This is a genomic window from Streptomyces sp. LBL (assembly GCF_029893585.1).
In the GTDB taxonomy this organism is placed as follows: Bacteria; Actinomycetota; Actinomycetes; order Streptomycetales; family Streptomycetaceae; genus Streptomyces.
Map to the genome: position 1 here is coordinate 278933 of NZ_JARXYX010000007.1, position 17600 is coordinate 296532.

Consider the following 17600-nt stretch of genomic DNA (forward strand, 5'->3'; position numbering starts at 1 on the left):
GTGGTCAAACTCCGGGAATCGGCGCTGGACAAGATCGCGAAGGCGCGCGATTCCCTGCCTCCGCAGGTAGCTGACCACTACATCTCGGGCCTGACCATGCTGATCGGTGACGGCAGCGGTTCCGATCCCGTGCAGGGGCTGCTCAATCAGCTCGATGATCTCGCCGACGCTCAGGGCATCTACTCCCAGAAGATCCAGGGGTCGAAATGGGAGATCATTTCCGAGATCATCATGCTGATCGCCACACTGGCGTACCTGGCGGCCCTGGCCACGTTCACCGGTGGCGCCTCGTTGTCCCAGATGCTGCTGGCCAAGGCCAGGGGCAGGCTCGCGGTCCTGCTGATCGTCGACCGGCTGCTGCGGCTGACGCACCTCATGCCGACCCTCACGGAGGCGTTCGAGGAGGCCATTCAGACGCTGGCTGTCAGGCTGGCGCAGATCGCTCTGAACACCGGTGGACGCAAGCCGAACGGTGTCGACTGGGCCGATGTCGGAAAGTCCGCCGCGTTCGGTGCGCTCACCGGTGCCTTCATGGGGATTTTCGAGAAGATCCTGACCCCGCTCAAGAACATCTTCAAGAATCTCCTCGACGATGTGTTCATCAAGTTCAACATCAGGCGGGACAGCCCGCTGTTCACGGCGATAGTGAACGGCCCGCCCGAGGCGGTGACGATCTTCGTGGTGTCCGGTGCCGCGGAGGGCGCGGCCGAGGTCATCATCAACGGGGCCTTCGACGGCAATTGGGCATTCAAGTGGGAGACGTTCGTCGGCTCCGGTTCCAGCGCTGTCCTCGAGGCCGGCGCGTCGCTCGGTCTCGGGGCCGCGGGCCTGGTGGCCTACAACAAGTATTTCAACACCGATCTGCTCGACAAGATCAATGCCCTGCCGAAGCCCGGTGACACCCTGGGAGGCGGTCCGGGGCCGTCCAAGTCCTCGCGTTCTTCCACCTCTTCTTCGAACTCTCCGGATCCGCTGAACGGCAGCGGGGATTTCAAGCCCGGTAACTCTTCCCTCTTCACTTCCGGCCCCCCGGCCCCGGGCAAGACGTCCTCCAGCGGCTTCCCCGAGGGCGTCGATCCCTTCCGCGACGGCCCCGGCATCACCACGCCCCCGCCGCTCAGGCCGAACCCGCTGCCCATCAGCTCCTACGACGACGGGGCGGACACGCCCAGCCGCTTCACGACGACGGATGACGACTCGACGAACCGGCTGCCGGACGGCACGAACGGTACGGACGGTACGGACACGACGAACGCGGGATTCCCGCGGCCGTCGTCCGCGTACACGCCGAACTCCTCGTCCTTGACCGACACCACGCCCCTGTCCTCGGGGTCGGCGTCAAACGGGTCCCTGACCGGGCCCAACTCCGTGCCTTCGTCGCGTACGTCCAACTCCCCGTACGCACCGGACACCGACCTTCTGCCCGACGCCGATCCCGGTCTCGACTCCGTATCCGACCTCGACGCGGCGAACAATCCGGCGAACAGCCTGCCCGGGTCGCTCGCGGACAGCCCCTCAGGGCTGACGGGCGGCTCGAAGTCGACCACATCCCAGGGAACGTACGACACGGACAGCAGGTCCGACACCGACAGCGTGTACGACGCCGACGAGTCGGACAGCGTCTACGACTCGGACGCCACGGACTACACGGACTACACGGACTACACGGACGACGCGGACGCGCGGACCGGCCTGGAGGGCAAGGCGAGCAACCCGGACGGGATGCCTGACCTCCAGAACGATTCCTCCGGACAGGACGTGCCCGGACGGGGCAACGCCGTCCGGAACACCGGAGCGTCGGGCGCGCAGGACGGCACGGACCAGTACCTGCCCGGTCAGCAATCCGAATCCGACCCCGAATCCGATGCTGTCGCGGCCCCTACCCCCGTGGTCACCTCGGCCGGCCCCACCCCAGCGGTCGACGCGGGAACAGGCAGGACCACCGGCCCACAGAACACCCCCCAGACACTCGGCAGCCAAGGTAACCAGGGCACGCAGGGCAGCCAAGGCGCGCAGGGCAACCAGGGTGCGCAGGATCAGTCGGGCAGCCGGCCGGGCCAGTCCCAGCAGGGCCGTCCGGACCAGCCCGGCGCGCGCACGCAGCCGGAGCAGTTGGACGAGGCCGAACTCACCGACGATGCGGAGGAGTTGGCCGGGCCGCCGGCCGGGAACTCCCGTCCCGACGACGTCATCGCGGGCCTGGCCGGGTCCGGGGAAAGCAACGGTGCCCTCCCCGAGGGCACGACCGCACCCCCGCCCCCGCCCCCGCCCCCGCCTCTGCCGGGCAGCCCGGACGCGGCCGCCCCGGGGCTGCGCACGTCCTCCTCCGACGCCTCCCAGCTGTTCGAGGGGCAACCCGCGCCGCCGACCCGCCCCCAAGCGGCCGAGACCGGCATACCCGACACGACCACACTCACCGGCGACAACACACCGCCCGGAAGCGACACACCGCCCGGCACCGGCACACTGGCCGGCACCGGTATACCGCTCGTAACCGGCACACAGGTCGGCACCGGTATACCGGTCGGCGACGGCGTGCCCGCCGGGCAGGACATGTCCCTACCCACCGCGCGGACTCCGGAGCCGGCCGTGCCGGTGGCCGATCCGGTGCGGCCGGAGCAGTGGCGGCCAGGGCTCACGGACGCCCCGGCGATGCCGTTGCGGACCGAACGGTTCGACCCGGACCGTGACCCCGGGAGGGGAAGTCTGGGACCGGGGCTGCTGGACGGCCGGGACACGCTGATCCGTATGTGGGTCCAGCGGATCCAGGCCGACGACCCCAAGCGCCGCTGGGTACGCAACGTGTCCGTGCACCTGCCGGTGAAGTTCGGGGAGGGCTTCGACCCGGGCGACCTGGGCGCGTTCCAGAAGCGGATACAAACACGCCTGGACACCCACCTCAACAACGGTCTGCGGCTGCCCCGTTCCGGCGACCAGCTGCACATCAACCTCGTCCTCACCCCCGCCCCGGACCATGCCGAGGCCGTGGAACTGAGCAGGACGCTCCACCCCGGCGGCTCCGACCAGCTGCATCTGCGTCTCCACGCGCCGGACCCCGCGGACTCCCCCGAAGAGGCCGCGGAGAAGCAGACGCGGGACGACGCGACCGTCCTGCACGAATCGCTCCACTACGCCGGACTGCGGGACCGGAGCACGTCGGGCGAGTCGCTGTTCCGCCGTCTGCTGCGGCAGAGCGACAGCTACGGCCTGATGGCCGACCCCACCCGCCTGCCCGACCCGGCAGGCCCGGCCGTCCCCCTCCACTACCTGACGACCATCGAGAGCGTCATCGACACCGGCACGGCGGTGCGTGACCACCCGCTGTCCGCACGTGGAACGCTGCCTCCGGCCGCCAGCATCGACAACCTCGCGCAGGCCCTGCGGATGCTGGCGCCCGCCGACTCGCCACCGGTCCACCCGCCCTCGCGGGCCGACGGGAACACCGTCGTGGCACCGGACATGGCGGATTCCGAGGCTGTCGCGGAGCCGGCCGCCCCTGTCCGGACCACGTCCACCACGCCTGGCGACGACACTGTGCCCGGTACGGTCGCCGAGATCTCCGAGCCTGCCGAGAGCCCCACGATTTCCGACGACACCGTGCTCGGTACGGTCGCCGGCACCGACACTTCCCCCGACACCAAGACCGGCACCGACACTTCCCCCGACATCAAGACCGACACCGACATTTCCACCGACACCGACACCCCCGCGCCCCTCGGCGATCAGCAGACGCAGTCGGACCCGGCTGTCGTCCCGGCGGTCCCCGGGAAGAGGTGGATCCACTCCACTCTCGACCAGAGCCGCCCTCCCCTCCTGGCGCGTGACATGGCTCCCCCGGGAACCGGCCCCCGCCCGAAGGCCCGGTTCGAGGACGACGACTCCAGCATCCCCGCCTACATCGACGACCTCCAGTCACTCCTGCCGGACAACCTCCCCGAACACGTACGCCGGCAACTCCTCGCCAGCCCCCTCACCTTCGGGCAGAGCCAGGTCGTCCTGCGCGGCATCGGGCAGGTGACCGCGGCCATCGACGCCGAGCTGCAGGCCCGGCCGACCGCACGCCCCTCCGACAGCGACTCCGAGCTGATATCCGATATCTGGCACGTACTCCGGAACCGGCCGAAGGCCGTCGCGACGGACCGGGGCCGCCCGTTCACGTACGTCAACGCGGACGGTGAGATCCGCGTCCTGCACCTCACTGCCCGCCACTACGGCCAGTGGGAGCAGTTCAAGGACGACTTCGGCGATCCCGCGAAGATCGACAGCATGTACCGGGCCAACGCGACGCTCGGGCAGACCAAGAACATGCAGTCCACCACCCAGGTGGGGCTCGGCACGTCGCTGGGCCCGGTGGGCGCCGATCCGTTCAGCGCCTTCGGCCGTGTCGCCCTGCGGTTCGGTTTCATCAACAAGGTCGGTTATTCACTCAACGACCAGCACGTGAACCAGATGGAGTCCCGTTCCTTGGACGGCTCCCGCGCGTACCTGGACCACGTCCACTACGCGATACGTGTCACCGACGGCATGGGGCGGCTGGTGACGGGATCCGCGGCCAACCCCGGCGAGCGGGTGGAATTCGGGTTCGCCGTTCGCCACGGGATGCTGGTGCGCCTGCCCGACAGCGTGACGAAGATGTCGAAGCCGGGCCGGATCCCCCGGTCGCTGCAGCTGAACCGGAACTCGAACTACCGGTCCGTCAACATCGAGGGGTTCGGCCCCGTCGCGCTGATCCGTGACTGGGCGGCCGGGCGGATCGGCGTCCTGCCGGGCAGCACCGCCTACCGTGAGCTGGACACGCTCTTCTCGAGCGAGAGCTTCCAGCGGCACGGCGGCATGATGTGGAACAGCCGGTTCACCAGCCCGCCGCTGTTCGCCGACGACCGGCACAAGACACCGCTGGGCGTCTTCGTGGTGGAGCAGGTGGTACCCGAGTCGGCGAAGCTCGTCGGAGAATCGGCGCTGTACGAGCTGCGGGACATCAACAAGTGGAACGTCCGCAGCGAGAGGAACCGGGCGAAGGGCACCAACCTGGGGTTGGACGCCGTCCTCGGGCCCTCGTTCAACTTCTTCGACCCGCGCAACGCGGACTTCGACCTGCGGTTCCAGTCCGGGCCGGCCTTCCGTTACCAGTTGGCCAAGCTCCGCTCGACCGGTCTCGGCGGCAGTGGAGCCAGCAAGATAGTGGCGCAGCTCAAGCACCAGAGAACCGCCCTCTACCTGGTCAAGAAGTCGGTCTATGTGCGGCTGAGTGGCGACAGTGGCACGCCGATACGGTTCCACACCTGGAGCCTGGACCGGATGGCCAGCTCCGAGGCGCGGCGACTGGCCGGGTGGGACGACGGGATGACGGTGACCCCGCGCCCCGGCCTGCCGGCTCCCTTCGCCCCGGCCTACCTCACCCAGGACCGGCCTCGGACCCTGGGCATGTTCAGGGTGGTGGACTTCGCCTTCTCGAACGGCGGACGGACCCGCGACGCGGGCGACGGCACCGGCCGCACGCTGCTGGAGGCGTTCGCCGACCAGCTGGTGGCAGCCGTCGCCGCAAAGTATCCGGGGGCGGTGGCGCCGCTGGAGCAGCTGATACCCCCCGAGGCGAAGAGCTGGAGCGCGCGCGTCAAAGCGCTCCAGGAACCGGGCGAGATGCTACGGAAGGCTCTCACCCGGTCCGCACCCACGCAGTGGCGCAATGCCAGGCATTACCAGATCGCGCTCTCCAACACGCTGGAGATCATGGGCATGCTCGCCCAGCAGGGCATCTCCGCGAACCTTGAGGCGCTGACCACGATCGGCATGCGGATCCGGTTCGTCGACCCGGGCCGGATCGGGCAGGGCTACCGCTACACCTGGGTGCACGGAGACCTGACCAACCGGCGGTACGAGGGCAAACGGATCGACCAGGGGCTGCGCTTCGGCACCCAGGGCGCCGAAAAGCTGGACGGCCAGGTGAGCTGGAAGCGTGGCGCGGAGTTCGGGGTGGAGGGCACCCTCTCGGGCCGCAGCAACAGCGTGGACGACTCGGGCTTCCGCCGTCAGGTGCTCGGCCTCACGATAGGCGCGCGCAAGGGGTGGCAGCAGGACGCGGAGATCGGCTTCGGCTCGACGGCCGGCAACGAGATGCTGTCGGTGACCAACAAGCCTTCCCACCGGTACCGCTTCGACATCACACTGACCGCGAGCGAGGGCGGCTACTGGCGGCCCCGCGGCCTGATACGGGGCATCGGGCTCGGTCTGCCCGGGCTGATCGTCCGGGGGCAGCCGCAGGACATTCTCATCGGACCCGCGCGCGGTGGCGGCCCGTTGACCGGGCAGGTGCTGATCAGCATCCCGGAGCTGCACGCTCCTGCCGAGGACCCGCACGCCGACGGGGCGCTCAACCCCTACCTGGCCCCCGAGCCGCCCGTCCGGTCCATGGACAGCGACGAGGCTCTCGAACTGGCGACGGGCGACATCATCACGCCCGGTGCCGCCGCGCTGCTCGCCGGGCGGGGTTCGCAGGCGTTCCGGGATTTCCGGATGCACCCGTTCGCGATCGTGAGCATGATGCCGTCGGCCGTACTGGTAGCCGGGGTCGGCCAGGCCATGAGCGACGCGTCGGGCGCGGCCTGGCAGCTGGTGCAGGAGGGTGCCCCCACCAGGGAGGCGGTTGTCCGCACCTTCCAGCCCCAGTACATGACATCGGGCTTCGACCAGAGCTCGGGACCCCTGGGCATGGCGGGCAGCGGCCTGATGGCCAAGGGGCCGTACGGAACGCTGTGGGCGAGTTTCCGGTACGTGACGACGGTGGACGGCCTGCGCGCCCTCACCCCCTCGGTCCCCATGGACACCGAGCTGACGTTCGGCGGCACCCGGCAGGCGTCCGGCAAGTTGGGCAAGAGCCGCAGCCTCGTCTTCGGCGGCCAACTGGCCTTCTCCTCCACCCACACTCCCGGCTCCGGCATGCTGGGCAGCTACGGGCTCGTCGCCAACCCCTTGTCGAAGACGAGCGCGGCGAGCAGGACCGTCAGCCGGACCGTCTCCACCGACATGAGCTGGAGCCTGACCGGCAACCAGGTGCTGGTGGCGGGGGACGTCGAGCACTGGTTCGCGATGATGACCAGCCGGGTCGGGATGGGCCGCATCGGGACCGCCGTGGCGGGCAACTCGCTGACGCCGGGCCTGATCGCCGGTGCGGCGGGCGTGACCAAGCAGTCTCCCGGCGGTCTTCTGGGCCATCTGCCCGAGAAGAGCGCCCACGAACTGGGCCTGATCAACGATGGCATGGGCCCGGTCCCCCGCTACGTGGAGCAGCTCTGGACGCCCAAGTCGTGGCTGCGCGGCACCGCGTTCGACACGTACCCGATCAACGCGCTGGACCCCACTGCCGCGATGAGCGCGTTCGAGGGCAGGATGCGCGGGCTGGGTCTGGACGAGGCGGACCGGCAGCGGATCCGGCGGCTGGTGACGGGCCGTGTCGTACGTGCTCTGAAGGGGGACATGACGACCACCGCCCCCTCGGTGCCCGTCGAGACCGGCCGATGGGGCTGGGGAGGCGTGTGGATCGGCGACCGTTGGGTCCGGGCGCGGGCCGAGCTGGTCGCCGGGGAGCCCCGGTTCATGGGGCTCGACCACGGCGTGGAGATCGAGGAGAACAGGGAGGCCAGCGAGACCGTCCAGCAGAGCTCGGACGCCTCGTCCGGATCGGACTTCGGGACCGTCGTCAGTGAGATGGTGTACACCGGCGACCCGGCCGCTCCGGCCGCCGGGCCCACGTACTCCGAAACCGGCTCCAACCGCAAGTCGGTCGCGTCGAGCCACTCCACGACCACCACCGTGATCTACCGGTCGCCGTCCACCGAACCGCATGCGCGGATCATCACCCCGTACCGGCTGCGTATCACCCTGGAGGCCGACGACAGCCCGGCCGCGGCCTCTCCTCCGCCCCTGCGGGACGCTCCGTCCGAGCGGAGGGCCTCGAACGTCGACCGGTTCCTGGGCAGGTTGTACATCGTCGAGGAGCACGACGCGGGCGAGCTGCGTGAGGACATCCCGCTCAGCCTGATGAGCCCGGTGCCGGTCGGCCCGTCCCTTGCCGACAACCCGCTGTCCGCGCCGGACCTGACCGACGTCCTGACCAAGGCGCCCCGGCCGGGAGCTCTCCCGGCGAGGAAGCCGGGGCAGGCACTCGTGGTTCGGTACGGGGACGGTGTCGCGAGGCCGTTCACCTTCCCCGAGAACGGTTTCCACGTCCGCGGGATCGTCGGGGTGGAGAACATCCGGGCGGCGAACGACCTCGCGCTGACCAAGGCGTACGACCCGGGCTTCTCCCTCGCCGCCCTCCGGGCCGACGGTGGTCCGGCGGAGGCGGACCTGACCGAACTCCTCCAGAAGGCCAAGAGGACCGGCCTGACCCGGCTCGGTACCGGATCCGCGCAAGCGCTGGAGGACGGCACCAGTTACGCGGCGCTCAGCGCGTTCTACCCCGACACCCTGGAAGCCGACCCCTACCAGGTGGCGGGCCTGGTGGAGAAATACCTCCTGCTCGGCACCGACTCCGGCGAACTGTCCCTGAGCTCTACGCCCGACTTCAGTGCCGCGACCCTGCTGACGGTCTCCAACGGCAGGCGGCTGGAAGTCCTCAGGCGGATCAGCGAAGGCGCGAACACCTCGGTGTCGAGCGACAATTCCCAGGACGCGACGTTCGGTGCGGGCGCGCTGGTCCAGGGAGCCAGTGGCTTCAACCAGCCGGGCACGCAGGCCACCGGCCCCCGTGACGCCGAAAGCGACGCGACCGTGGTCGCCGCGGAGCAGCTGACGTCGCGTCACCTGAAGCCGGCCACCGGCCGGTCGTTCCTGTTCGCGTTCCCCGCCACCTGGCTCAGCGTCGCCGCCGTGCACCGGGGCGTCCTGGACTCCAAGGCGGCGAACAGGATCCGCGGCGGGATCATGAGCAACCGGCCCAGGACGGGACCGCAGGCGCTCGAGTCCGACGCGTACGTCATCGCCTGGGTACGGGAGGACATCGCCCAGGAACTGCGGCTGATCGACGACACGAACTTCCCCGCCGCCGTCAGCGAAGCGTGGGACGCGGTCAAGGGTGTCAGCGACGACTGGGTCGCGGCGGACGAGGCCTACTGGGAGAAGCGCCGCACGGCCGTCGGCCTCCGGGACGAGCGGGACGCGGCGCTGAGCGCCCTGACGGCGGCGAACGCGACGGTCGTCGACGCGCAACTGGAGCACGACGCGGCGGAGAGCGCGTACGAAGCCCTGGACACGGTGCCCGGGGAAAACGGTGACGCCGGGAAGACCGCCGCGTCGGCCGGTGACGCGGCGGCTGCCCAGGCCCGGTACGAGACGGCGCGACAGGCCCTCGACGCCGCCAGGGAAACGGCCGAAGCCGCGCGGAAGAGCTCGAAGGCGGCGACCGACGCCTACGCCGCACTGCCCGGCCGGCTGGCCGAGCTCAGGGAAACAGCGGAGACGCTGGCGAGCGAGTACCACCGAATACGCGCGGGCGCCGACGACCTCACCCGGTGGCACCAGCTCGCGGCCACCGAGCAGGGCCGGGCGCGGCTCGACGGTGTCGACGAGCCGCCGGCGGTGACATACGAGTCCCCGAAGAAGCCGGAACATCCCCGTTACACCGCCTCCGGCACCGACGCGGACAGCCGCCTCACCTCTCCCGAGGGCGTGGAATACACGCTCCACGACGTGTCCAAGGACGGCGGCTCGTTCTTCCACGCGGTCGCGCAGGGCGTCGACCGGGCCGACGCGGAGCTGCTTCCGGCGCTGGACGTCGACGTGACCGACCCGGCGGCAGCGGTCACCAAGCTGCGGACGCTGCTCGCGAGCAGGCTGACCGACCCGAGCGAGACCGGTCTGCTCGATTTCGTCGCCCAGGACGAGATGGACACCTTCACCGCGGACGAGGTCGCCGCGACGGGACTCGACCTGAAGCAAGGCACCCCGGAACGCGACGAGTTCGACGCCCTGGGCGTGGTCCCGCACTCGGTGGACCTGACCCCGCGGACCAGGGCGGATCTGGCGGCGGCACTGGTCGTCCGCCCGCGCGACGCCGACGACGAGGCCGGGGGGAACAACTCCAGCTCCGACCTGCTCCCGGAGCTCGCGGTCCGGGCGTTGGGCATACGGATCACCGTCGTCAACAAGGACGGCAGCTTCCAGGACTTCGCCCCGGCGTCCGCCGCCGACGGGAACGCCGAGATCCTCCAGGGGAAGCTGGGCGTCGCCGTCCCGGAGAACTCCGCACCGGTGCATGTGGTGCTGAACCTGTCCGACAGCGGCTACAAACTCGCGCTTCCGGTGGCAGTGCGGCCGGCCACGCCCTCGATGGGCGACGACACCGACGGATCGGTCAAGGACACGGGGGCGCCCCCCGCCAAGGGCGACGACACTTCGGCGAAGGACACCGGCGGGACCGAAGTGGGTACGGAGTCGGGTACGGAGTCGGGTACGGAGTCAACGGCCAAGGGGGCCGGAACCGACGCCGGGACGGACGCCGGGACGGACGTATTCACCAAGGTCGTCGACAGCGAGAAGGGCGCCGACAGCAAGAAGGTGACCGGTCAGGACCTCGACGGGACCGATCAGGGGACGGACGTATCCGCCAAGGGCACGGACACGGACGGTGCGAAGGAAGTCCTGCCGGGGACGGACGAGACGGCCAAGGGCAGCTCGGATCTGGAGCCGGCCAAGGACAGCTCGGGAACCGGCAAGGGCAAGGGCAAGGAAACCGGCACGCCCGAGCCCAGGGTCGAACGGGGGCGGCCGGTGCCGGTGCCGCCCGACGGCCGGTGCATCCTCTCCTCGTTCATGGCGAGTGCCTCCCCGCACATCCGCGACCGCATCCCCGACCTTGAGACGTCCCACCCCGCCGCCCACGCCTGGCTCACGGTGCCGGAGGCCGTACGCGACGAACTGAGCCGCCGTGCCGGGGAACACAGTCCGACCGACCTGTCTCCGGCTGTCGCCGACGCCATGCGTTCCCAGGTGCTGGAGTACCTGCGGCGTGCGGAAGCGAACGGCGACGGGCTGGACGGTCCGACCCGCATGCAGTTCCGGGGACATCAGACGGCGAACCTGTCGCGGCGCTTCGACAAGATGAAGCGCGCGCAGCTGCTCGCTCAGATCGCACACCACGGCGTCGACACCTTGACGCCGGAGGCACTCGGCGACGCCGCTCTGCGCACTCGTTACGTCGCGGCCCGTACGGCATCGCTCGAACCCGGCGTCACCGAGGCGGACGTGGTGGCGATCGCCCGCACCGCCGAGAGCCTCGACCTCTTCAACTACCTGGACAGGCAAGGACTGCTGCCAGCCGTCGATTCCCTCGGTGTCGCCGGACTGCGCAAGCTGCTCAAGGACGCCTACACGGCGAGCTTCGCCCCTCTGGAGTCCGACGAGTACGCCGCGATCAGAAGCGCCGTCGAGAACTGGGGAAAGAGCTGGAACACGCCGGAAGGCGAGATCTTCGCACCACTCGTGGCGCACGCCTTCGACCTGAGGGTCGACATCCTGGTACCGCGCCGAGGGGCTGCCGCCCGACTGCTCACCACCGTCGGGCCGGAGTCGGCGCCGCAGGGGATCCAGGTCTACTACACGGGCAACAACCACTACGAGGGCAGTGACGCCGAGCCGGTCGAGCGGGCCACGGAGCCCACCGAGACGGTGGAGCCTCCGGCGCCTCCGTCGTCTCCCGTGCTTCCCCCGGTCACAGAGTTCGAGGCTGCCACGTCGGCCATGTCGGACACGGAGCCGACCGCGACGGTGGAGCCTCCGGCGACTTCGGAGCCCACGGTGACCACGGAGCCCTCGGTGACCGTGGAGCCTCCCGCCTCTTCGGCCCTTACGACGGGTGACGGCAACGGCGACGACGCCGACCGGGGCGGGAGCAACAAGGGCAAGGCCAAGGAGCCGGACGGGGACTCGACCGACCTCGCGATCGACGACGCCCGCCGCGACCACGAGGCCGCCCTCGACGCCTTCCGCGAGGCCGCCCGTGCCGTGTCGCGGCTCACCCAGGGCGTGGAGACGAACAGCAGCGGCAGCCAGGACGCCGCGAGGCTTTATGACGCCTGGGAAGAGGTCGGCCGGGCGCAGTGGGCGCTCGACGGGGCCGCGAACCAGTTGCGGAGTCTCGGCGCCGATGCCGCCGAGGAAGCCGCCATCGCGGCGATTGTCCCGCGGATCAGCCGTACGGACGCCGAACGGCGGCTGGCCGCCGAGCTGGTGACGGCCGAGGACCTCTTCGAGGACTCGCCGCGGCTGGGCCCGGACGAGACACTGAGTACGGACGAGCTGAACGCGGCGGGCGTCTCGTTGACCGGGGCCCCGTTGATCGAGCTCACCCTGAACGGTGCGGTGCGGGTACACGGCAGCGGACTCGAACCGCGTGATCACGTACGGCTGTTGATGACCGGTAACGGTCCGTGGGGTGAGGCGTTGGAGGCTGTGGCGGCGCGGGCGTCGCGTCGTGTGTGGCGGGAGGCGTACGAGGACTTCGCGCTCGCCACCTCCCGGGCCTCCGGAGTCCCGGCCGAGACGGATCCGGAGGCTGTGTGGCGGCGTGCGGCTTCCCTTGTCCTGCCGTTGGAGTTGCACCCGGTTCTCGCGGACTCACGTCATGCGGGGAGTGAGTTCCGGGACGCTGTGCGGGAGGTGGCGGAGCATCTGGCGGTGCATGGGCTGGACGCACGGTCGGGTGTGGATGTGGCGGGCCGGTTGCGGCATGGTCTGGGGCTGCTGCCCCGTGGCGCCGGCGGGGCGCCCGGTGCGCCAGTCGGTGCCTCGGGCGCGGGGCAGCCGGCCGGCGAACCGGATCCGCTGCCGCAACGGTCGAGTATCCCGTTCGAGAACGGTTCCACCACCCTCGGCCCGGGGCGGACTCAGAGGATTGAGGAGCTCGCGCAACGGGTCGCGGAGGCGGTGGCCCTCAACATGCGGGCCGGCGCCATGGTGCCTCAGGTTCGGATCACCGGGTACGCCGATGACTCGCGGACCGCGCAGGGACGTGCGGTCGCCGTCGAGGGTGTGTTCCGTGCGCGGCTGGAGACCGCGCTGCGGGAGCTCACCGGACGGGACGGTCTCGGCCGCTCCGTCCGCATCGACATGGCCGCCGGAAGCAGCCCCGACGGGCAGGCGACGATCGAGATCGCGGTGCCGCCGTACACGGGCGCTGTCCGGGTGCTTGCCTCGCTGTCCGGCGCCGGCGCGTTCGACATCAAGGCGCTGGCCCGGCAGATCCTGCACCTGGAGCCGGACGCCCAGGTCGGCGAAGAGCAGCGGCGCGAGTTGTTCACGTTGGTGGAGGCGGCGACGGCCGAGCCCGTGCGGGATGCCGGCTGGGCGTCGAGTCTGGCGGCGTTGGGCGCGTATCACCTGGCTTCGGCGGGGCTGCTCCATCCTGAGCGGCACATTCTCGAGGCGGACGGTTCCTACCAAGGGCTGAACCTGACGGCCGGCCAGGTCGGTCCTGTGGATACGTCGGAGTTCTTCCAGCGGCGTGGTGGCGAGTTCCAGGGGCCATTGGATCCGCTGTGGTCGAGCGACGCGGGTGCGTATGTGGTGGTGGCCAAGGGTGGTCATGATCATGTGATGCTTCCCTGGGGTCAGGGCGAGCTGCGGGTGTCGTCGGAGGAACTCGTCGAGCTGTTGGCGAGGGATCCGGGGCTGCTGGCCGGGGGTGCTGAGAAGCCGGTTGTGCTGGTGTGGTCGGGGGCCGGGGATCAGGGGCTTGAGATGCCCCGGAGGATCGCGTTCAGGTCCGGCAAGGACGAGGTGTGGGGGCACAGCGGCAGCGTCGATCTGGTGTACGACTCGGCGAGTGGTCTCAACAAGATCGTGGTGGAGAACCTCCGGTCGTCGGCGGGGCTGCCGTTGGGCGGTTGGTTCCCCGGTCACAGTGATGATCTGGGGCCGGACGGGGAGGTCGAGGAGGGCTGGGTCACCGCGCTGGACGGCACGGTCATCCCGGACAGTGAGATCAAGGTTCGGACCATCGCCGATGAGGGTCGGCCGATCGGCCGCGTTTCGATGTCGGATGCCGACCTGGTCGTGAACGAGCCGATGTTCGATCGTCTCGGGGAGATCAAGGAGGCCGTGCAGTTCGATCCGGCCAGCGACAAGCCGTTCGGTGACGCGGAGCCGTTGCTGAAGGTCGATGGTCCCGCCTACCACTGGTATCAGCACGGCATGCCGTCGCGTGGTGTGGTGGAGCGGACGGGGGGCCGCTCGTCCAAGGAGGTGGACGGTCCTGAGACGGGGCGGTTCATCAAGCGCCGTCCCAGCATGAAGAAGCTGGGTGAGAAGGCGGTCATCGATCTGGGCGCCTGCTGGGCCGACGCGCTGGCCGAGGACCTGCCGTATCTGTCCGATGCCGCGCTCGCCCCGTATGTGTTCGACCCGCTGGAGATCGTCTCGTACGCACAGGGCGTGGCGAACGGCAGCGAGGCGGCCGGGGTGCTCGCCGGTGACCGTCCCAATGGGCTGTTCCGTAATCGGACGACCGTCAAGTGGGGGCCGATCGCGAGTCCGTCGGGCGAGAAGGGTGTGCGGCGGCTGCTGAAGCTGGAGCCGAAGCCGGGAGAGCTGGCCGGGCTGGCGGTGTCGGCGGGGCTGCACAACGGTTCCGGTCCGGTGCCGCAGGAGACTCTTGATACGACGATGCGGTTGGTCCGCGCGTTGCGGCGGACGTTCCTCGTGGACATCGAGGACAGCAAGGCTGACCCGGCCGGTGAGTACCGGCAGTTGCTGCGGGGCATCGGAGCCCTGGAGAACATGCGGGCGGCGGACAAGCATCTGCCGGTGACCGGGCCGTTCAGCTTGAACCATCTTCACCTGGTGGTGCACGCGCGCTACCAGCGGACGAGTAATGAGGCGCCGACGCCGGGCGAGATCAAGAAGGTCCTGCTCGATGCGGCGAAGCGGGCGGACGAGGCGGCGTCCGGCACGGTGTCCCTGCACGACTACGTGAGAATGCCGTCTCTCGACTGGGCGTTGAAGCGGCTGCACGGCGAGAACCTCGCCCCGTTGGCGGCGGATGTGCTGCGGTTGCCCGACGCGCAGGCCGTGACCAGCAGGGACGTGACGAAGCTGGTGTGGGGGACGGTCAAGGGCGCCGAAGCCCTGCGGGGGGTCGACGACCCGGTCGCCCTGGCGAAGAAGGCTCTGCACGTGTCTGCCACGAGTCCGGATCCGACGCCGGACGAGGCGCGGGACAGGCTGTTGTGGCTGATGGCGGGGGCCGCCGTCTCAGGGTTCGATCCGTCCGATCCGGCCGAGTTGGCCGCGTTCGACCTGGTGCGCAACGGGGCACTGGACGACAGCACGCGGGTGTTCACGTCCAGGGGCGTGCCGACGGGGCGCAATTGGACCGGCAATCCGGTCAACGGCCCGGTGGGCGCGCAGCGGTATGTGGTGTCGCCGGACGGGACGGTCGCGGCCGGGGTGCCGTTCGATCCGGAGTGGCGGCAGGTCGGACCCGGTGCGCCCGCGGACGCGATCCTGGTGCTGGCGGACAGTACGAACGGGCATGTGTCGATGCCGTGGCCCGATGGTTCCCGTCGTTGGATACCGGGGAGCGAGATCGCGGCTCTGCTGCGTCATGACCAGGACGGGCAGAGGCTTGCGCTGCGTACGCCGTTGTTGATGGTGGGCAAGCACACCAATCCTGGTGGGCTTGCGCAGCATGTCGCGGGCCGTGTCGGGACGGCGAGGGCGACGTCGCTGGCGGAGCTGCCGGGTGGGGTGGTCTTCGACGCGGACCGTGGCGAGAACGTGATCGTGCTGACCGGGGACTCGGCCCAGCAGCCGGCCCACTGGCAGACACGGGAGCCCGCCGCCTTGGCTTACACCACCGACGAGCAGGGCACCCTCCACACCTTCCCCGGACAGGCCCCGGCGGCCTCGCTGTCTTCTTCCACCCCTGTGCCGGTGAGCGGATCCGACAGCGACAGCGATGCTGGTGGGGGTGACGGCGCCGTCGGTCTCGGTATGGGGCTGGGGCTCGGCCTTGGGCTTGGTCTCGGCGTCGGTGGCCCGGGCAGCGAATCCGACAGCGGATCCGACAGCGACAGCGACAGTGGTGGGAGTGACGGCGCCGTCGGGCTGGACCTCGGCCTCGGCCTTGGTCTCGGTCTCGGTCTCGGCGTCGGTGGTCCGGGCAGTGACGATGGCAGCAGTAGCGATGCTGGTGCGGGTGACGCCGCCGTCGGTCTCAGCCTCGCCGGCCTGGGCATCGACGACGGCAGTGACGCGTCCGAGGAACCGCCCGTAACTCTCTCCGTCGATACGCCGCTGCCGTCCGCGCTCACCGGGGTTCCCTTCGCAGACGGCTCCGGGGTCCTGAGAAAGGATCAGGTCGCCGAGGTCGCCGCGCTGGCGCACCAGGTCGCACGGGCAGGGGCGCTCGGCGACCTGGCGGACCTCGCGCCGCCCCCGCTGAAGGTCACTGTCAAGATCACCGGATATGGCGACAGCGATGCCGGGCCGGCCGGGCAGGCCGGCGCGGCGCCTACCGGACGGGAGCGTGCCGAGGCCGTCGAGGCCGTCTTCCGTAAGCATCTGGCAAAGGCGTTGACGCACCTGCACTCGACGTACCTGACAGGCTCCTTCGAGATCACGGTGGACGGCCGGGGTCCGGATGCCGCCGCCGGTGAGGGGGCGGCGGACCGGCGGGTGACGGTCGAGGTGGGGTTGCCGCCGTACGTGGAGGCACTCTCCACACTGGAGCGGCTGAGCACGCTGCCCGGGGACAGGGCGCCGGGAGCGGGTCTCCTCACGTTCGATCCGGATCCGCTGGCACGCCGGATCCTGCATATGGACATGAAAACGTTCGGGTTCGTGGACGAGGCGACCCGGGCCGAGCTGTACGCGTTGGTGGCCGACGCGGTCAGGGACGGGCGGGCGAACTCCCTGGCGGCGTTGAGTGCGTATCACCTGAAGCGGCTGGATCTGCTGGGTGACGGGACGCGTATCAAGGCGTCAGGTGGCCTGGCGGGGGGCCGCGACTTCAGGGGCAGGGGCAGGGGCAGGGGCACGGGCACGACGGTCACGGACGTGGAGACCGCGACCTATGTCCGGTTGAACGACCCGAAGTCGGCCACCCCTCCGGCGCCGTGGCATGTGCCGGGGAAGGCGGTGCAAGATCCGTTGTTCCTGGTGGTGGCCGAGGGAGGCCATGACCATGTGATGGTGCCGGGGCCGGGCGGTAGGACCATCCGCGTGTCGCTGGAGGAGTTCGCGGAACTGCTGGCGATGGATCCGGATCTGGCCAAGCTGGGTCCGGAAGTGCCTGTCCTGCTGGTGGTGCCGAACGGTGGTGATCAGGGGCGGGAGATGCCGGACCTGGCCTCGGCCCGTGCGGGGAAGAAGGTGTGGTCGCACAGCGGCAAGGTCACCCTGGAGCCCAACCCGGACCAGGCGAAGTCGGGATCCGTGATCGCGATGGAGGCCGATCCGAAGGCGGGGGTCCTGCTGGGAGCCTGGATGGTCAGCTTCCCTGACGATCTGGGGCAGTTCCTCACGGCGTCCGGGGAGCTTCCGGCGGACATGGCCGGTGGCGAGGTGGTCCTGCTGGACGGGCGGCGAATTCCGGACCGGCAGAT

The 17600-nt window shown here is 70.0% G+C and carries 1 protein-coding gene (cut by a window edge); it reads left to right on the top strand.

Translation table 11 applies throughout. The features are described 5' to 3' along the window. Nucleotides 1-17600, top strand: part of the annotated coding region (locus M2271_RS11420; protein WP_280887025.1) for a lonely Cys domain-containing protein (this coding region is incomplete at its 3' end). The annotated region continues 13908 nt past the right edge of the window; 17600 of its 31508 annotated nt are in view.